General features: G+C 39.6%; 19 protein-coding genes. 8 read left to right on the top strand and 11 right to left on the bottom strand.

All coding sequences use genetic code 11. From position 1 onward, the window contains the following. Window positions 1–158: 158 nt before the first annotated feature. A complete protein-coding gene (locus A9P82_RS00480; protein ID WP_066202864.1) occupies window positions 159–3620 on the top strand; it encodes a hypothetical protein in 3462 nt (1153 codons plus the stop codon). Here the strand turns inward: A9P82_RS00480 and A9P82_RS00475 are convergent, their stop codons facing one another. Together A9P82_RS00475 and A9P82_RS00470 are read right to left on the bottom strand one after the other, a co-directional pair. Beyond that, a complete protein-coding gene (locus A9P82_RS00475) occupies window positions 3621–4388 on the bottom strand; it encodes a hypothetical protein (RefSeq protein ID WP_066202859.1) in 768 nt (255 codons plus the stop codon). Between the two features lie 41 nt (window positions 4389–4429). After that, window positions 4430–5572, bottom strand: coding sequence for an arginase family protein (locus A9P82_RS00470; RefSeq protein WP_066202856.1), 1143 nt, complete (start codon window positions 5570–5572; stop codon window positions 4430–4432). A gap of 110 nt (window positions 5573–5682) precedes the next feature. On the opposite strand from A9P82_RS00470, the gene A9P82_RS00465 reads away from it, so the two are divergent. Next, window positions 5683–6816 (top strand): alginate lyase family protein, encoded by a 1134-nt coding sequence (locus A9P82_RS00465; protein ID WP_066202854.1) that lies wholly within the window; start codon window positions 5683–5685, stop codon window positions 6814–6816. Window positions 6817–6868: 52 nt separating this feature from the next. Here the strand turns inward: A9P82_RS00465 and A9P82_RS00460 are convergent, their stop codons facing one another. The 3 genes from A9P82_RS00460 to ccsA form a co-directional block, all read right to left on the bottom strand. Continuing rightward, a complete protein-coding gene (locus A9P82_RS00460) occupies window positions 6869–8284 on the bottom strand; it encodes a Glu/Leu/Phe/Val family dehydrogenase (protein WP_066202852.1) in 1416 nt (471 codons plus the stop codon). Window positions 8285–8416: 132 nt separating this feature from the next. Next, a complete protein-coding gene (locus A9P82_RS15685) occupies window positions 8417–8635 on the bottom strand; it encodes a CcmD family protein (protein WP_066209424.1) in 219 nt (72 codons plus the stop codon). A gap of 25 nt (window positions 8636–8660) precedes the next feature. Next, on the bottom strand, window positions 8661–9365 hold the full coding sequence (gene ccsA / locus A9P82_RS00450; protein ID WP_255364007.1) for a cytochrome c biogenesis protein CcsA: 705 nt from the start codon (window positions 9363–9365) through the stop codon (window positions 8661–8663). 248 nt (window positions 9366–9613) lie between these two features. Here ccsA and A9P82_RS00445 point away from each other — a divergent pair, with 248 nt between their 5' ends. Beyond that, window positions 9614–9883, top strand: a complete 270-nt coding sequence (locus A9P82_RS00445; RefSeq protein WP_156522568.1) for a hypothetical protein — start codon at window positions 9614–9616, stop codon at window positions 9881–9883. A gap of 6 nt (window positions 9884–9889) precedes the next feature. Here A9P82_RS00445 and A9P82_RS00440 read toward each other — a convergent pair whose 3' ends face one another. Further along, complete coding sequence (locus A9P82_RS00440; protein ID WP_082915144.1) at window positions 9890–10321, bottom strand: type I restriction enzyme HsdR N-terminal domain-containing protein; 432 nt, start codon at window positions 10319–10321, stop codon at window positions 9890–9892. A 30-nt stretch (window positions 10322–10351) separates the two neighbouring features. Further along, window positions 10352–10726: a winged helix-turn-helix transcriptional regulator gene (locus A9P82_RS00435; protein WP_066202841.1), complete on the bottom strand. Its 375-nt coding sequence runs from the start codon at window positions 10724–10726 to the stop codon at window positions 10352–10354. A gap of 123 nt (window positions 10727–10849) precedes the next feature. Here A9P82_RS00435 and A9P82_RS00430 point away from each other — a divergent pair, with 123 nt between their 5' ends. Continuing rightward, window positions 10850–11701 (top strand): SDR family oxidoreductase, encoded by an 852-nt coding sequence (locus tag A9P82_RS00430; protein WP_231891179.1) that lies wholly within the window; start codon window positions 10850–10852, stop codon window positions 11699–11701. 131 nt (window positions 11702–11832) lie between these two features. Here the strand turns inward: A9P82_RS00430 and A9P82_RS00425 are convergent, their stop codons facing one another. Together A9P82_RS00425 and A9P82_RS15225 are read right to left on the bottom strand one after the other, a co-directional pair. After that, window positions 11833–12624, bottom strand: a complete 792-nt coding sequence (locus A9P82_RS00425; RefSeq protein ID WP_082915143.1) for an IS4 family transposase — start codon at window positions 12622–12624, stop codon at window positions 11833–11835. Beyond that, the gene (locus A9P82_RS15225; RefSeq protein ID WP_082915142.1) at window positions 12597–13040 is read right to left on the bottom strand and encodes a DUF4372 domain-containing protein; all 444 of its coding nucleotides are present in this window, start codon (window positions 13038–13040) and stop codon (window positions 12597–12599) included. The genes A9P82_RS00425 and A9P82_RS15225 overlap by 28 nt, the downstream gene beginning before the upstream one ends. A gap of 100 nt (window positions 13041–13140) precedes the next feature. On the opposite strand from A9P82_RS15225, the gene A9P82_RS00420 reads away from it, so the two are divergent. Beyond that, window positions 13141–13467 (top strand): hypothetical protein, encoded by a 327-nt coding sequence (locus A9P82_RS00420; RefSeq protein ID WP_066202840.1) that lies wholly within the window; start codon window positions 13141–13143, stop codon window positions 13465–13467. A 59-nt stretch (window positions 13468–13526) separates the two neighbouring features. Here A9P82_RS00420 and A9P82_RS00415 read toward each other — a convergent pair whose 3' ends face one another. Continuing rightward, window positions 13527–14168, bottom strand: coding sequence for a rhomboid family intramembrane serine protease (locus A9P82_RS00415; protein ID WP_066202837.1), 642 nt, complete (start codon window positions 14166–14168; stop codon window positions 13527–13529). A gap of 42 nt (window positions 14169–14210) precedes the next feature. Next, entirely contained in the window at window positions 14211–14684 is a 474-nt protein-coding gene (locus A9P82_RS00410; RefSeq protein ID WP_066202834.1) for a 23S rRNA (pseudouridine(1915)-N(3))-methyltransferase RlmH, read from the bottom strand. Between the two features lie 196 nt (window positions 14685–14880). Between A9P82_RS00410 and A9P82_RS00405 the strand changes: the two genes are divergently transcribed. The 3 genes from A9P82_RS00405 to A9P82_RS00395 all read left to right on the top strand — a co-directional run bounded on the left by A9P82_RS00405 (window position 14881) and on the right by A9P82_RS00395 (window position 19536). Next, on the top strand, window positions 14881–17352 hold the full coding sequence (locus A9P82_RS00405; protein ID WP_066202831.1) for a PIG-L family deacetylase: 2472 nt from the start codon (window positions 14881–14883) through the stop codon (window positions 17350–17352). A gap of 7 nt (window positions 17353–17359) precedes the next feature. Then, window positions 17360–17740 (top strand): hypothetical protein, encoded by a 381-nt coding sequence (locus A9P82_RS00400; protein WP_082915141.1) that lies wholly within the window; start codon window positions 17360–17362, stop codon window positions 17738–17740. A 110-nt stretch (window positions 17741–17850) separates the two neighbouring features. Beyond that, window positions 17851–19536, top strand: a complete 1686-nt coding sequence (locus A9P82_RS00395; RefSeq protein WP_066202828.1) for a sodium:solute symporter — start codon at window positions 17851–17853, stop codon at window positions 19534–19536. Window positions 19537–19586 lie beyond the last annotated feature (50 nt).

The raw sequence follows: 19586 nt of genomic DNA, 5'->3' as shown, positions 1-19586 counted from the left end.
TGTTTGGATAAAAACATGGCTACACAAAATATGGTCAAGTACAAGCCGAAGTTAAAAAGTTTTTTTTAATATAGAAAAAATTTTGAGAAGAAGAACATCTCCGTTTTTAAATTCTTCATAAAAAATATTAATACCAATATTTTTGCGTTATTACTCTGATGCAGAAATTTTGTTTGATACTCGCGTTGTTATGCTGCGCCACATTGTCGGTAAGTGCGCAAGTGCATTCCAATATACACAGAAAAAATATTTCAACAAAAGGAACTGTATCGCTCGACTCGTTAAGCATCGTTCCAAATTCGGTTGCTGTCTCTGGAGCCGATTCGTCTTTTTATTTTATCGACTTTGTTCGCGCACAACTCACGTGGTTAAAGCCTTTGCCGAAAGACAGCGTTGCAATTACTTACCGCGTTTTTCCTTTTCGATTGAATGCAACTGCTTCGCGTTACACATTCGATTCTATTACGGACAGAAACGGCGTGATTGCTCCTATTTTCAACAACAACGAAGCGGAAAATAATTCGCTGTTCAACTTCGGAAAGATTGATTACAACGGCAGTTTCGGGCGAAGCATGAGCTTCGGCAATAATCAGGATGCGGTGTTTAATTCCGATTTTAATTTACAAATGAATGGCTACATCGGCGACAGCATTCATTTGCTTGCTTCGCTTACCGACAATAATATTCCCATTCAACCGGAAGGAACTACACAACAACTGAACGATTTTGACAACATTCTTTTACAGTTCAGCAAGCGCAACTGGGAAATCAATTTGGGCGATATTGACTTGCGGACAAACGACAACTATTTTCTTAGTTTTTATAAAAGGCTGGAAGGAATTTCTTATACGCAAAAGCTCAACATCGGCGAAAACATCACGAATAAAACAACTGTGAGCGGCGCTATTGCCAAAGGAAAATTTGCAAGAAACGTACTGAATGTTTCCGAAGGAAATCAAGGTCCGTATCGCTTGCAGGGCAATAACAATGAACTGTATTTTATTGTTTTGGCTGGAACGGAAAAAGTGTATCTGGACGGACAATTATTGCAGCGCGGCGCTTCACAGGATTATACGATTGATTATAATGCTGCGCAAATTACTTTCATGCCGAAGCACTTGATTACGCGCGACAGCCGCGTGCAGGTTGAGTTTGAGTACGCCGACCAAAATTATCTCAACTCAATGTTGTATGTAAATAATGAAACGCAGTTTGGTAAAAAATTCAAATTAACCGTTTCGGCCTACAACAATGCCGATGCAAAAAATTCGCCGATTAATCAAACATTGGATGCCGATAAAATTAATTTTCTAAAACAAATCGGCGACAGCGTACAGGATGCTTTTTATCCTGTTGCTTCCATTGATACATTTTCTGCGAATGCGATTATGTATAAAAAAATAGATACGATTGTGAACAACAAGCACGATTCAGTTTACGTTTATTCTACCAATCCCGACAGCGCGAAATACAATTTATCATTCATCGAAGTGGGCGCAAACAAAGGCAATTACGAGCCTTTGCTTAATGGCGCAAACGGAAAAGTGTACCAATGGATCGCGCCCTTAAACGGCGTGCCACAAGGAGATTACGAACCTGCAGAATTTTTGGTCGCGCCGAAAAAACAACAAGTTGTGAGTGTGAAAACGGAATACAACATCGATGATAAAACGCTTTTGAAAACCGAGCTTGCAACAAGCGAAACAAGAGTGAATACTTTTTCGCCGAAAAATTCTGACGACATTGGTTATGCGGGAAAATTTGAATTGCTTAGAACAGATAAACTGAAAACGAAAAAAGATAATCCTTATTCTCTCACAACCGACGGCTCTTTTGAATTTGAAACGCCGCATTTCCAAACCGTTGAAACGCTGCGTCCTGTTGAGTTTTACAGAGATTGGGGTTTGGATATTGTTCCCACACAATCATCGGAGAAATTAGGTTCGCTGAAATTTATATTACAGAATGCGCAGCAAAATTTCCTCAGTTATCAATTCTCGACTTACTTGCGCGGCGATGGTTACAAAGGATTTAAAAATATTATCGACGGGAAATTATCTTCGCAAAACGGGTGGAATATCAATGAACAAGCGAGTTTGACTTCTATTTCCATGCCCGATAATAAAGGTTATTATTTCACGCCAACGATTGATGTGAGTAAGACATTTAAGCATCTGAACAATTATTCCATAGGCGCAAATTATTCGCTGGAACATAATGAAATAAGGAACAATTTGGCAGATAGTATTTTGCCTACAAGCTACGCGTTTGAAACGGTTTCGGCTTATATCAAGTCCGACCAAAGCAAGCGAAACAATTGGGCTTTTACGTATTCGCAACGCAAAGATGAAGCGCCTTACGGAAAAAATTTAGTAGAAACCGACCATAGCCGAAACTTCAATCTGCAAGCATCTTTCATGCAAAATCAGGCGCAGCAATTGCGCATCACGGCAACGTATCGCGAATTGTTTGTAGATGATTCTTCGCTCATCAGCGGGCAACAACCGGATAAAAGTTTTTTAGGCAGATTGGAATATTTTGTAAATGCAAAAAAAGGGTTTATCACTGGTAATTTGTTGTACGATGTAGGCGCCGGACAGGAACAAAAAATGGACTATACTTTTTACCAAGTTCCCGCAGGACAAGGGCAATACACTTGGAACGACTATAACAACGACGGCATCCAACAATTGAATGAATTTGAAATAGCAGCATTTCCCGATGAAGCAACATTCATCAAAATTTATACCCCAACTAATGTTTTCGTTAAGGCAAATTATACCACGCTCAATTACAGCTTAAACCTCAATCCGAAAGTTTTATTCGGCAACGGACAATTAAATAAAGTTCAATCTTTGTTGAGCAAATTAAGTTTGCAATCATCGTTGCAATCCAACAAAAAAGTAGTGGCGAACGGCGGACCTGAATTTAATCCGTTCAACAATCATGTCGCGGATTCTGCGCTGTTGAACCTGAATTATATTTTCAGTAATACATTATCGTTAAACCGTTTCAACAGCAAGTGGGGACTGGATATTACACGGTTGATTAATTATAATAAATCGCTATTAACTTACGGCGCAGAAAGTGCTGAAACAGATGTATGGTCGTTCAAAGGTCGCATGAATATTTCAAAAGCATACACATTGGAAATACTGCAAAAAATAGGAACAAACGACTTGAAATCGCCTTCGTTTGCCAACAGAAATTTTGCTTTAAAAACGTTGAGTTCGCAACCAACCATCACTTACACCAACGGGACAAAATGGCGATTATCCACAAGCTATATTTATGCTTTGCAAAAAAATGCCGCGCTCTACGGCGGCGAAAAGGAAACAAGCAATTCGCTCAACTTCGATACGAAATACAACGCTGTACAAAATACAAGCATTACCATGCAGTTTTCTTACAACAATATTTCGTACAACGGCGACCCAAACAGCACGGTAAGCTATACCATTCTACAAGGATTATTGCCCGGAAAAAATTATCAATGGACCATTAATTTTACCAAAAGATTGTTGAATAATATCGAAATCAATTTTCAATATCAGGGAAGAAAACCGGGCAATACAAAGGTCATCAACATAGGCACGGCAAGCGTTAGAGCGATTTTATAATTATTGAATTCGTGTCATTTTTATACCGAAACTCGTTTGGTCAAAACCCGGAGAAATACCGCCCGACTGATAAATATAGAACAATGTATTTTGAAAAATCAATCCTATATTTTGTGCATACACTTCCTGCGAGTATGTTTTCTGTTGATATAATGAAGGGTCGAAGTCTCCCGTATTTCCCAACGTTGTATTTGCCTCATTCACAATTAGGCTGTTTGAATACGTATCGTATTTTGTCGTATATGCAGCGTTCACGCTGTCGTAAACATAACTCCAACCTTCATACGCATAGTTTTCATCGCTGGAACTACTACTATTACCTGTAATAAAATATTGATTGCCATCCCACGAATAACCGGTCGTAACAGGTGTCGTTAATTTTATAAACCGCAAGCCATTTGCATCAATTATATCGGCAGTATTTTTTGTATAAATAATTTGATATGTGCCGGACAATTGCCAAGCCTTGGATTGCAAAGTATCGGTTATAAAACGATATACATTAAACGTTGTATCGCCTGTCGCATCAAGGTTTTGGCTTGCTATGCTATCTTTCGCAAGATAACTGTGAACTGTCAGGCTTGCACCGAAAGCAGTAGGCAAAGTTGAATCCAATCTGTACAACTGAACAGCGCCAACCTGCATCGGCAAATATTGTTTGTACGTAATAACGTTGTTGGCAAAATCATCGTCCTGCGTTTTGCTGCATGCAGAAAAAATGCCGCAAATAAAAACGCTCAAAATAAATATGTAAACGATGCGATTCATATAACGAGTTTACATAAGAACGAAATTTTTCTGAAAAAATTTTATCCTCTTTCAATCGCCCTTAACCAGCGTTCCGGGATTTCGTTACGCGTTGCCAGAATATAATCGGCGTAGCTGCAGGGAATGAATTGTTCATCGGGCAGTTGCATCCACCAGCGATTGGTTTTTTTGCTTTGCAGAAAAACGGTTTCCATTTCAGCAAAAGCCAAATGAAACTCATTGAAATGTGTTTTATTGGCAAAAGAAGATTCATTTTTCCCCTGATAAATTCCATCTAACAAATACCACATCAAATGACTGATTTGTTTTGCCGTTAAATTATGTTTATCCAAATGCGCATAATAGCCGTAAACGCCGATGCTGCGCATCTTTTCGCTCAATCCTGCATACTGAAAAAGTGTGCAGGCTTCCTCTCCGTTGAAACCATTCGGCGTAGCCAGATTTGCCGGCGCATGGCAGTTTTGAATGGCAGAAACATCAAAACTAAAAATATCGGTATTGCGAATCGGGGGTTCCATTTCTTCCAATCGTTCTTTCACTTTTCCCACGCGGAAACAATCGAAACGTAACTTGTCAATCGTTTCCAACATTTGCGGATGCACGAAATAACTTTGAAAACCAATATGATTATAATGATGCAAATGGTTCGGCGACTTGGTAAATAAATCCAGCAAAAACTTATCGGCAATCACGGAAGTATCGGCATTCAAATCCATTTTTGCATCTACGCACGTAAGCTCATACGTTTTATCCTGCTTCGCAAAAGCATCGCATTGCGCCAAAGTCAAATCGTGCGAACCGCCGAGTAGCAATACTTTCGCATTCAGCAATTGCAGTTCGGATAACACGATTCTTAAAACAGCATAACTATCCTGCAAAGTTTTACCCGGAATAATATTACCGATGTCGGCAATTTTCAAATTATAATGCCATTGAAACAATTGGTAAAACTCAGCACGAACCGCATCCGCAGAACGGTTATTTCCATTTGGGAAACCCGCACCGCGCGCCTCTCCCATTCCAAGAATAATTAAATCTGCATTTTCTATATCGGGAAAAAATTCTTCATAAGCTGCAATGGTTTTCCCTAATTGTGTAGGTCTGAAACCCTCGTCGTTAGAGAGTTCCGCTAAATTAACCGGCGTTAAAAATTCGACAATACTATTCGCTGAAAATGATGACATTGATACTAAATTATTTTCGGACAAATGTAAGGAAGTTATAAAACAGTAACGTTTCATTTATGCTTTTTACTTATCTTGGACAACATTTTTCAAAGCCTCATTCTTTTACAATGAAACATTTATCAAATAAATTTCTCGCAGTTACTTCAGGCGTATTTCTAATAAGCATATTTTCCGCTTTTATAACATCGGCAAATAACAATAATAAGTATCCTGCACACACGCATTTTATTCATCCGGGAATTCTCAATACTGCCGAAAACCTTGATTTTATTGCATCGCAGCTGAGTGCAAATAATGCAGAACGAAAAGCCGCTTATCAAAAAATATTGGATTTCATCAATGCACATAAATATCCTACTTCGTTTCCATCAACAGTGTATGTCGGTTCCAACGGACATACAAGTCCGTCTAAAACACAAATCCGTTCCGATGCAGAACTTGCCTATGCTTTTGCATTAAAATTTGCTGCCGCAGGCAATATGGATGATGCACAGAAAGCCATTGGAATTTTGAACGGCTGGGCTTATCATTTTCACGATTATCAGATAATTGACAGCCATAAGGACAATGCACATCAGCCTTCTCTGGAAACTTCATGGACAACGCCTATTTTTGTTGCCGCCGCAGAAATTGTTCGGTATTATAAGCCCAAAGGCGTTTCCGCAAAATGGTCGAAAAAAGACATTCAGCAATTTGAAAACTATCTGAATCTTGTAAAAGACGATTATATCAACCGCATACCGAATTATCACAATAACTGGAATGTATCGGCAGGGTATGCAAAAATTTCTATCGGCGTTTTTCTTAATAGCGATTCGGTTTATAACGATGGCAAGAAAATGCTTTACGCCGTATTTCCTTCGGTAATCGAAAGCGATGGAACCATGCCGGAACTTTGTGTGCGGCACGATTGCGTACATTATCAATATTCACTCACAGGATTTACTTACGCTGCCGAAATTGCCGATATCCAAGATGATTCATCATTATACAGCGCACTTGATAAAAGGATAAGTGCGGGTTATGATTTTACGAGAAAAGCATATAATCAAAGCACAGATTGCAATTATTGTTCCGTTGCAAGTCCACTGTTTCCGGGCGTTGAGGTTGCATATAAACATTACGGCACAAACAGTATGAAATCTTTAAGAGAGATGCAAGCGCCGCTTGGCGTTCCAATAGATAATACGTTTCTCGGTTTTACAACTTTTACGCATTACGGTTTGCCATCACAGAAATAAAAAAGTGGCTTTTGGGTAAAGCCACTTTGCATAACATCTTTTATGGATGAGTTTAAGGAAAAATACCCAACTCATCATAAGCTGTTCCGACCTTGTTGATTGCAACAATAAACGCTGCTGTGCGCATATCGGGAATTTCAGGATTAGAATCCCAAACGTCCATAATTTCGCGTGTGGCGCTAATCATCGTTTCTTCCAAGCCGCTGTAAACCAAATCTACTTCATCAGCGCCGTGCTCAATCAGTAAGCGTTCTGCGCTGCCAACTTTTTTACCCGTCATATCTTCAATTTGTCCGAGAATTTGTTTGTTCATATTTTCGGTAAAACGCTTCTCCATTCTTCCGTAACGCACATGGCTCAGATTTTTCAGCCATTCAAAATAAGAAACCGTAACACCACCTGCATTCAGGTACATATCGGGCACAACCACAATTCCTTTCTTACTTAAAACCTCATCAGCGTCGACCGTCAAAGGACCATTTGCCGCTTCTCCGATAATTTTTGCTTTGATTCTGTCGGCATTTTCTTTAGTAATTACGCCTTCCAAAGCTGCAGGAATTAATATATCACATTCCAGTTCCAAAGCATCGCTGCTCTTAGGGATATTAGTTGCACCGGGAAAATTCAGGATAGAACCTGTCTTTTTTCTATGCTGAAAAACCTCTTCTTCATTCAATCCGTTTTCGTTATAAATTGCACCTTCGTATTCTGCAATAGCAATAACTTTTGCACCAAATGCACGGAAAAATTTTGCTGTGTGAAAACCTACATTTCCCAAGCCCTGCACAATCACTTTTTTGTCTCCAACGCCTAAGGTCAAACCAAGCTTGTCCATTACTTTATGTGTATTACATACTTCACGAATACCATAGAAAACGCCCAAGCCCGTCGCTTCGGTACGACCGCGAACGCCGCCTTGCGTAACGGGTTTTCCCGTAACACAACCGGCAGCATCCACTTCGCCCGGATGTAAAGATGTGTATGTGTCGAGAATCCACGCCATTTCGCGCGCACCGGTTCCGTAGTCGGGTGCAGGAACATCAATGCCCGGACCAATAAAATTTTTCTTGACCAATTCCGATGTATAACGGCGTGTGATTTTTTGCAACTCAAATTCGCTGTACTTTTTCGGGTTGATTTTGATGCCGCCTTTGCCACCGCCGAACGGAACATTCACAATCGCGCATTTGTATGTCATCAATGCGGCTAATGCCATTACTTCGTCCTGATTTACGGCTTCGCTGAAACGGATACCGCCTTTGCACGGCGCTTTGTGATGCGAATGTTGCACACGGTATGCTTCGATTACTTCAATCGAACCGTCGTCTCTTTTTAAAGGAAATTTGATGCGCAGCACGGAATTGGCTGCTTTGATTTGTTCCAGAATGCCTTGTTCCCATTTGGTAAACTTAGCTGCTTTGTCGAAGCTTTTATTAACGTTTTCAAAGAAACTTGTTTGTTCTGACATGTTATAAATATTTAGGTATTTTAATTCGTGAGTAGTGAGAGGTGAATCGTGAGTTTTTAATGATTGATTATAATAACTTGCAATCATTCGTTATTTTATGAAAATAACATACATCATTCCAAGCCAACCTCATTATTTACTTTCCTTTTCCAGCTTAGAAATTTTTTTATCGAGATTAAAAAGATACAGGAACAGACCGATTAAGATAACCAACACAACTGCAAGCACCACATATATTTTGCCGTTGCTGTTCATAAAATCGGTGGAAGTATTCGTACTGCCAGATTGTTGAGCAAAAGAAAAAATGCTTAACAAACAAAGTACAATTGCCAATCCTGTTTTCTTTTTCATATTCATCAAGAAAGAAAATTTTGAGTTAAGATAATTTTTTTTCGAGCAACAATTTATAACGCACACGCAATGTTGCAATCCACACACCGAGCAATGTCCAGCCGATGAACGCAGGATACATCACAGCTTTTAACGCAGCTGAAGTATCATTCGGATTTAATCCCGGATTTCCTTCGCTGCCCAATCCGCCAGGATGCAGGCTTTCCGTCATTCGCGGCAAAATATATAATGTAGGGAACAACATACAAAATGCAAAAATATTATACACCGCGCCTATTTTTCCGCGTTGGTCTATATCATTAATGGAGCCGCGCAATACAAAGTATGCACAATAAATCAATATCGCGATAGCCGTTCCCAATTGTTTCGGGTCGTTTCCCCAAGCCGCGCCCCATTGGTATTTTGCCCAAATCATTCCCGTAAACAAACCGAGAAAACTGAACACCAAACCTGTACGTGCAAACTCTAATGAGTAAATATCGTCTTTGGGATTTTGCGAGCGCAGATATTTTATAGCATAAATTACAGAAACCGAGAGAATTACCATCATAGCAATCCACATAGGCACGTGAAAAAACGTATTGCGAATAGATTGTTGCAGCCGCCCGTCAAGCGAGGGTACTTTTACCAAAAAGCCATACGAACCAACGTACAACAAAATAATGACCGTAAGAATCTTCCACCAAGTTTTTCGCATACTCTTTTTGTATCGTGAATAAATCGAACGCAAAATTAGGACAAAGCACCCACACAAACACCTGTTAGTATATAATTTTTTTATAAATAAAAAACTACGGGGGTTTCAAGACGAGAAATTGAATTGTATTTTAGGCTTGTCATTTTTTAATAACTTGCGACTAACAACTTATAATGCAAATGAGCAAAGATGGATTAAGCAGAAAAGAAAAAATAAGGTTATGGGTTTCTATAACTCCGTTTGTACTTCTCATTATTTACTTTTTCGTTTATGACCCTATAATGGAACATAAGTATTTATCAAAGGATGTGAGATATACAATTTCAACTCATCACTCAACAAGTCATACAACACGTGGACCCTATTATAATTACAGATTTGAATACAAAGGCAGGATTTATTATGGAAGTACAAGTATTACTCTTGATACAATTTTTATAAAATTTTCTACAATTGACCCCAATTACAATGAAGCGACTTACATAAAAGCAACAGAAGAAGATATTAAAAATATGCCGAAAGACGGTTACATAAAATTACCACACGACTAAAACAACTTACCATTCAGGCAACTCATCCATCTCAATAAAATTTCCGTTCTCAATTTTCCAGCCGAAGCTTTGCTTTCCATTTGTGATAATCAAATACGGCGCAACGATTGTCGCATTGTATCGCAATAATTGATTCAACACTTTCTCGTTGAGTTGAACATTCATTTCCTTACATTCCACAATCACCCAAGGCTGCGTGTCTTTATAGACAACAATATCGTAACGCTTTTTCATTTCGCCCAACACAATTTCTTTCTCAACGGAAATTAAAGACGCAGGATATTTTTTTTCTTTTATCAGATATTGAATAAAATTTTGCCTTACCCATTCTTCAGGAGTCAGTCGCAGCCAGCGTTTGCGGATGCCGTCGAAGATTTGCTCTTCGCCTTGATTGCCTTTGATTTTAAAATCGGGTTTGGGAAAATTGATGGATAGCATAATGATTTTGATGCAGCAGCAAAAGTAATATTAATCTCGATTCCCATTAATATTTACACGTTTCATAATCACATTTCTCAATCGCTCTTCATTACTATCGCCCCACGCTCCTAACACAGCAATAACAGGAATTAACGAATTGCCGAAATCCGTTAAAAAATATTCTACTTTCGGCGGCACTTGCGGATAAATAGTTTTAGAAATCAGTTCATGTTCTTCCAGTTCTTTCAATTGAATATTCAGTACTCTGCGCGAAGCATCGGGAATTTTTCGTTGCAATTCGCTCGGGCGTTTATGTCCTTCGTTGATAAACCACAGCAAACGAATTTTCCATTTACCATACAAAACTTCGCCTATCAAATCCAGGCCGCAATTGAGATTCAGAGGAATTTTTCTTTCGTACATGAAACAAAGTTAATCAATGCGATTTATTTCTTCCATACGGAAAAATTTCTCCCTATATGAATAGGTTTTCCGTACTTGTATAAACTATGGATACAACTGAATTTTGCATAAAATTTAAAAGAAATGAAAGAGCAAGTAAATATGAATGAAGAAATGATTAAAACAATTCCGCAACTTACAAATGAAGAAACATTCAATTTCAATAATGAATTGTTTGGCAAAATCGCTTTGGTTACAGGCGGCACAAAAGGCACGGGCAAAGCCATTGCGGAACGTTTATACAACGCAGGTGCAACGGTTATCATTACCGCAAGAAACCAGCCGCGGGAAGCAAACAAAAACTTTCATTTCATTGCTGCAGATTTAAGTACGGCAGCAGGAACGAAAAAAGTAGTTGATGAAGTATTGACAAAATATCATCGACTTGATATTTTGGTAAACAATCTCGGCGGCTCGGAAACGCCCGGCGGCGGATTTGCAGCTTTGACAGACGAAAATTGGGAATCGACTATACAAACAAATTTGCTTGCGCCTGTGCGTTTGGATAGAGGTTTTCTACCGCAAATGCTCGAACATCAAAGCGGCGTGATTATTCACATTGCATCCATCCAAGCGCGCTTGCCGTTGTACGATTCTACATTGCCGTATGCCGCAGCAAAAGTGGCTTTGGTCAATTACAGCAAGAGTTTGTCCAACGAAGTTTCGCCAAAAGGCGTTCGTGTTTTAACCGTTTCGCCGGGATGGATAATGACCGGTTCCGCGAAAAGAATGGCTGAACGAATTGCCCAAAGCTCGAATATCACAACGGAACAAGCGGTACAAAGCATTATGGATGCACTCGGCGGCATTCCTTTCGGAAGACCTGCAAAGCCCGAAGAAATCGCAGAGCTGATAGGCTTTCTTGTTTCGCCGAGAGCGAATTATTTAACAGGAACAGAATATGTAATTGACGGCGGAACGATACCGACGATTTAATAATTTTTAAAAATAAAATCATTATTGTCCGACTAAAATCGGGTATAAATCTGCTGTAACTCTCTATAGTAAAGGACTACAGCATAAAAAGTTATTGTTTCAAAATTGGGGGAGTACCCCCGATTTTTTTTCTATGGTGTAAAAGCAAAAGAAGCGTTGTGTGTTTTTCTCCATGCCTTATACGTGTCTTTGATAAACTCTAACAACGATACATAGCTCATCAGGTGCAATCTTATAACGGTGATCATGTTGGCAAAAGATTTCCTGGTTGCAGCTTTCTTCCTAATGACCACCATCAGCAGTTGTGCTATTAGTACGCAATATACCTGCATTTTAATAGCATTCACACTATTGCCCCAAAAGTAACGCAACGGAAAGTTCTGCTTGATTTGCTTGAACAACAATTCTATCATCCACCTGTTTTTGTATATCGTGGCTATCTGCGAAGCCGGTAAAGTAAAATTGTTGGTAATGAACACATATGCCTTGCCATCCTGGGTCTGGAACGTGATGCGCCTTAGCTTGAGCCGTTGTTCCTGTCCATTGCCGGTTTTTACCCCGATGGTGATGTATTGTTCTTTCAACACGCCTTTTGCATTTTTTTTCTTTGTTCTGTCCACCAATACTTTGGTTACGTGAAAAACAGCATTGTCCTTCATCCTGGTAACAAACCATATTTTCTGTTCCGTCCATTTCAAAAACTGACGATACACATTGTAGGCTTTATCGAACACCAGCCAACTGTTGGCAGGTAAATCCAACTCGTACAGAAACTTACGGTCATGCTCCCGGGCGGCGGTCATACGCACAAACTCAGCCACTCCGCTAAAGGCATCCATCATTGTGTGTACTTTGATGCCGCCTTTCTTGCGGCTCCCGTCTTTAGTGTTGCGCCCTACGCCACGAAGCAATTCGCTGAACACAACTGAATAGTGCTGCTGTCAATTATTTTCAGATTACGGATGCTCAAGCCCCTTAACCGGCTGTCCGAGATAAAACTGTGGTATTGCTGTAACAATTCGGTATAAATCGTTTCGAACACCAGAAAACTTCTTTTGCTGTTGGCATCCGACAGCGTGCTGCGCGCAGGCGCTTTATCAAAACCCAGGTGAACCAACTTGCCTTCACAGGCTAACATCCCCTCGCACAGCTCCCGCAAACCGTTGCAATAGCTGAATACACCATACAGCAGGCTTATCAAATGTATACGTACCGGTAATTTCTTGTAGTACCGGTTGGACTGGTGTTTTCTGACTGCTTTGTTTATCAAAGAACTGCTTATTAAATTTAATATCTGCGATAATATCGGCTGTCCGGTAAATTTTATAATTTCACTCATTAGTTATTGTTTAAGCTTGGTAACTCAAACTTAACTAATCGGGCGGTTCTTCGGAACCGCTTTTTTATCTATTTTAGTCGGACAATAGTGAAATAAAATAATGAATTTGCCCAACGTAATTATTGCATTAATAAAAGCTCAAAGCGATTATGACAGCGCTGCTTACGCAAATTGTTTTGCCGAAACGGCAATCGTTTTTGATGAAGGAAAAACACATAACGGCAGAACTGAAATTCAAAACTGGATTGCAGGTGCAAACAAGAAATACAAAACAATAATGAAGCCTTTGGAATACAGAGCGACTGAATCCGGCGGTATTTTATCAGCAGAAATTTCAGGTTCGTTTAATGGAAGTCCTGTTTTGCTGGCTTATCATTTTGAATTTAAAAATGAGGAAATACAATCTCTGAGAATTACGGATAATTAAAAGACTTTCCCGCAGATTTTTTGTAGAAATCTGCGGGATGATTTTCCTGCATATAAATTTTACATTCGTAAATAACTTCTTACCTGAAAAATAAATCCGGCAATTACGTCGTATTGCGAAAAAATTTTTCCTGCAATAATCAGAAATATAATTCCGTACAAACCGCCATACAAATGCGCAGAATGGTTGATATTGCCGCCGCCTCGCTTGTCCAGCCAATAAGAAACAGCCAAATAAATAATGCCGAAAATAAATGCCGGAATCGATAAACCCGGAATAAATATCAGCCCGATGCCGGCAGTAGGATTAAGTATGATGCTTGCAAATACAATTGCCGAAACTGCGCCGGAAGCGCCAAGGCTTCTGTACGCATAATTATTCCTGTTCTGAAAATATGTAGGTAATAAACAAACTGCCAATGCGGATATATATAAAATCAGGTATAAAATTGTACCTGTCGGCTCGCCAAACATATCGCCGAATGTATCTTCTACAAAATTGCCGAACGAATAAAACGCATACATGTTAAAAATCAAATGCCCGAAATCGGCATGTATCAGTCCGCAGGAAAAAAAACGATACCATTGTCTTTCCTGCGACACAGCCGGCGGATAAAAAATAAGTTTATCAATAATGCTTCCGTTGCTGAAAGCCATAAACGATACAATACAAGTTGCAATAATGATGAATAAAGTAATCATGTACGAATTAAGATTTACGTATTTTATTTTCAAACTATCACGTTAGACATGATGATATTTTTCATTGCGCAAGATAGTACATGCCCGGTACAATTGTTCCGTTAAAATCAATCGTACCAACATGTGCGGAAACACAAGGTTCGATAAGCTCCATACATAACCCGCTCTTTTAAAAATTTCGTTGCTCACACCAAATGCACCGCCGATTAAAAACACTAACCGCTTTGTGCTTTCGTTGGCACGCTGCTGTATAAAATTTGCCAGTTGCGGCGATGAAAACTGTTTGCCCCGTTCATCCAGCAACACCAGAAAATCGTCTTGCTGAAGTTGGGAGAAAATCTGCTCCCCTTCTTTAGATTTTAATTCCGTTTCGCTTAAAGACGCTGCATTTTTCAGCGGCGCAATAATGTTCCATTCTGCAGGGAAATATTTATTGAGCCTTTTGTAAAAATCTTCAATACCATCGCGTACATAGGTTTCATGCGACTTTCCAACGGATATAAGTATAATCTTCATTCGTATATATTTTGCATTTGCAGCTTCGCTGCGACTATTTTGCCGAATGTAATCTCCCGATAAACATTCTCTCTTTGAGCTGGCTTAAAAATAGAAGGTATCCTACAAATCCATGTTTATATTTATCATTTTCTTTCCACGCAAATAAATTAATTTCGCTTTTTCGTTTTATTTACCAAATTTATTTCCTGTTATCATGCGAAAAAAATTTTATCTCGTTTTTATTATCATTTTGCATATTGCGTTCGGTTATGCGCAACAAATAAGACCCGAAAATTCTGCAAGCATTTACCGCGATATAAAAATTTTAAAGCATCTTCCGAAAGTGCTGTATCTCGCGGCGCATCCCGACGACGAAAACACCGGCTTACTCACTTGGCTCGTGAATGGCGATAATATTGAAACGGCTTATCTGTCACTCAATCGCGGCGAAGGCGGGCAAAATTTAATCGGCAGCGAACAAGGTGCCGCGCTTGGTTTGATACGCACACACGAAATGCTGGATGCACGCGCGCTGGACGGCGCAAAGCAATTTTTTTCGCGCGTTATCGATTTCGGCTTTTCAAAAAACTCGCGCGATACTTATAGTCAATGGAACGTCGATAGCGTTACTTCCGATGTTGTTTGGATTATCAGAAAATTCCGTCCCGATGTAATCATTTGTCGCTTCCCGCCTACCGCCGCCGCCGGACACGGACAGCACGCGGCTTCCGCCATTGCTGCCGCAAAAGCGTTTGACCTTGCGGACGATAAAAATGCTTTTCCGCAACAACTGAAATATGTAAGCGTATGGCAACCGAAAAGATTGCTTTGGAATACATTTAATTTTGGCAGCATTAATACAACCAATGAAAATCAGTTTCAATTAACCATTGGTCAATATAATCCTGAACTCGGTATGGGGTACAATGAGCTTGCGGGCTTGAGCCGAAGTATGCACAAAAGCCAGGGCGCAGGCACACCGTCTATTGCCGGCACACACACCGAATATTTTTCTTTGGTAAAAGGCGCGCCCGTAAAAAATTCTTTGTTTGATGATATTGATTCTTCGTGGACAAGTATTGGTTTGCCAAACATTGATGAAGCTTTGAACAACATCATCGATTCATTTAATCTTACACGCCCGGATTTAAGTTTGCCTTCGCTGTTGCGCTTGCGCAAGCAATTATTAACGCAGCAAAGCAAGCCAATTGTAAAAGACAAGTTGAAGTTGTTGAATAAAATTATTTTGTCCTGCGCAGGCTTTATGGGTGAAGCTGTTACCAACCATGCGCAAGCTGTTGCCGGCAATGAATACCCTTTCAGGTTAGATGTGATTGCACGTTCATCCTTGCCTATAACGCTTGAAAGTATTCAATGGCTAAGCAATGAGCAAGCGGTAAACAAAACGTTGGACAATGATATATTGGAAACATTCAATCGTAATATTACGATACCAGGCAATGCCCACATCACGCAACCTTACTGGCTGGCTGCATCGCCCGAAACGTCTGTGCAGTTCAGTGTTCCAAGCGATACGCTTATCGGTTTGCCCGAAGCACCGCCTGAACTCAATGCGTTGATTACGTTGAAGATTGGCGGACAAATTTTTCCCGTAAAAATTCCATTGTCTTACAAAAAATTAGACCCGTTGAAGGGCGATGTTGTAGAACAATTGCGCGTAGTGCCTGCGGTTGATGTGAGCTTTGAACATCCGATTTATTTTTTGAATAATAATGACGATGCTTTAAACATGAGTCTTCATTTTACAGTGAATGATAATAATTTACCGACCGGCACTTTAACGTTCAAAAGCGGCAATAAAATATTGGCAAGTTATTCGAATGTTGCGCTTCATTCAAAAGATGATATTCTGCATTTTTCCATTAAAAAATCTGCATTAAAAAATTTAAACGAGCAGCGTATCAACATTAAAGCAAGCTATTCTGTGGATGGAAAAACTTATGCAAAAGAGCAGCATATAATTTCTTATCCGCACATACCCACGCTGCAATATTTCACGCCAACAAAGGCTTTGGCGCTGAATGCCGATATGAAAGTTACGGCAAAAAAAATAGGTTATATTCCAGGCGCGGGCGATTTGATTCCGCAATTTTTGAACGAAGCGGGCTTGGATGTGAATGTGCTGAAAGCCTCAGATATTTTGGATAGCAGCAAGCTCTCAACTTACGATGCCATTGTTACCGGCGTGCGCGTAGTAAGCGTTGAAAAGCAGTTCCCGACATGGTTTCCAATGCTGATGAATTATGTAAAAAACGGCGGAACGCTGGTAATGCAATACAATAATTTGCAGGATTTGACCATGAATAATTTTGGTCCTTATCCTTTTTCCATCGCCAACAAAAGGGTAACGGAAGAGCATTCGTATGTAAAGCTTTTGCATCCCGAATCAAGGCTAATGAACTATCCGAACAAAATTACCGAAGACGATTTCAAAGGCTGGGTGCAGGAACGCGGCACATATTTCGCGGTTGATTGGGACAAACATTACACGCCATTGTTTGAAATGCACGACACGGGCGAAGCGCCGTTGCAAGGTTCTACCATTTATACGCAATACGGCAAAGGCTATTACATTTATACGCCGTTGGTATTTTTCCGGCAGTTGCCCGCAGGCAATATCGGCGCAATAAGATTGTTCTTTAATTTTTTATCGGCAGGAAAATAATTAACTGATGAAAGAAATAATAAAAAAAGATTTTTTTAATTGGCTAAATAAATTAAACGAAAGAGAAAAAATCGATATAACAATTACTGCATTGAATTTCGGTTTATATGAAACGGAAAAGGGATATTGCATTTATTTAATAGGTTCCAATAATTATGATGAATCGGATGATGATTGGGCAACTGAAATAAGCTACGAACCAAAAGAATATAAAGGGCTAAATATTGCCATTGATAAGAATAAATACGATTGGTTAAGCTTTCAAAATTTAGCAGTTAAGATAATTGAGAGCTATATCAATTCTGATAATTACAAAAATTCTATCTTTTCAAAAATCGAGATAATGACGGCTGGATTTGATAACGGCGATTTAATAAGAGTAAAATAATTTATTATTTTGAACAATAAACCTATCAACTGGAAACTGTGGTACGCGCTGCTTGTGCTGGCGCTTGCCGTGCAGATTGTACTTTATTATTTATTCACACAACACTGGGCATGAGCGGTATAGACTGGATTGTAATGATGCTTACTTTGACCGTCATGCTTTTGTATGGCGTTTTAGTCGGGCGCAAGCAAAGAAACAGCCAATCATATTTGAAAGGCGATAACCAAATGCGTTGGTATATGGTGCTTTTCGGCGTAATGGCGACACAGGCAAGCGCTATTACTTTCATTGCCGAACCCGGACAGGCTTATACCGATGGAATGCGCTTTGTGCAATACTATTTCGGTATGCCGCTTGCGATGATTGTGATATGTGTTACGTTCATTCCCATTTTTCAAAAGCTCAATGTTTATACGGCTTACGAATATCTCGCACAACGTTTTGATAAGCGTACGCGCGTGCTTACATCATTGCTGTTTTTATTATCAAGAGGCTTATCCACAGGCATCAGCATATATGCGCCAAGCATTATTCTTTCCAGCATTTTGCACTGGAATATTTACCTGACGAATGTATTGATGGGCGGCATTTTATTAATCTATACCTACATTGGCGGAGCCAAAGCTGTAGCCCATACTCAGAAATGGCAATTTCTTATAATCCTTGCTACAATGAGCTTTGCAGGATTTTTGGTAGTGAAAAATATGCCGCATGGGACCAGCTTTGGCGATGCACTTTACCTCGCAGGTAAATCGGGAAAGCTGAATGTTATCAACACAAAATTTGACCTGAAAGACAAGTACAATATCTGGAGCGGATTGATTGGCGGATTCTTTTTGGCATTGTCATATTTTGGTACAGACCAAAGCCAGGTAGGCAGATATATTTCCGCAAAAGATACCACCAACAGCCGCATGGGATTACTGTTAAACGGATTGGTAAAAATACCGATGCAGTTTGGAATCCTGCTGATTGGCGCATTGATTTTTGCTTTGTTTTCGATGAAGCCCGCGCCTATGACTTTCAACAACGACGCATGGCAGGCATTACAAAAACATTCTCCGAAAGAAGCGGCAATGCTGGAAACGCAACACACGCAACTTGAAAAGCAATTGCAAAATGAAAGCGCTGTTTTGTTGCAACAAAGACATTCCGGCGCCAGTGCTATTTCTAAAAATGAAGCGATACAATCTTTCAGAAATACGCAGGCAAAACTCAATGCGCTGCATACAAAAACGCAAACAGCCATCAACAGCGCAAGCCTTACTCCCGAGGACAATGACACAAATTATATCTTTCTTTATTTTGTAAAAAACAATCTGCCGGTCGGCTTGATTGGCTTATTGTTTGCCGCCATTTTTTTAGCCAACTGGGGTTCGACTTCTGCGGCATTACATTCGCTCGCCGTTTCATCTTTAGTAGATGTACAGGAACAATTATCTAAAGAAAAACCCGACGAAACAATGCGGTTAAAATATGGAAAACTACACACTTTGCTTTGGGGAATCTTCTGCATACTCGTCGCATTTCTTGCATCAAAAATGGGCTCGCTGATAGAAGCCGTAAATGTGCTGGGTTCAATATTTTACGGAACAATTCTCGGTATTTTTCTTGTAGCTTTTTACATAAAAAAAATAAATACGAAAGTTGTTTTCGGCTCCATAATTCTTACACAGATATTGGTTGTTGTGATTTATTTTCTAAACATTATTTCTTTTTTGTGGCTGAATGTAATAGGTGCTGCGGCTGTGGTATTGTTTGCAATTGCAGGAACTGCTTTATGGCGAAAGCAATAAAATTTTAAGTGTGTTGTTTTCAGTTACAACAATCATATTCGGTTAAAGTT

The organism is Arachidicoccus sp. BS20 (genome assembly GCF_001659705.1).
Lineage (GTDB): Bacteria > Bacteroidota > Bacteroidia > Chitinophagales > Chitinophagaceae > Arachidicoccus.
This window is presented reverse-complemented; position numbering and strand designations above follow the sequence as displayed.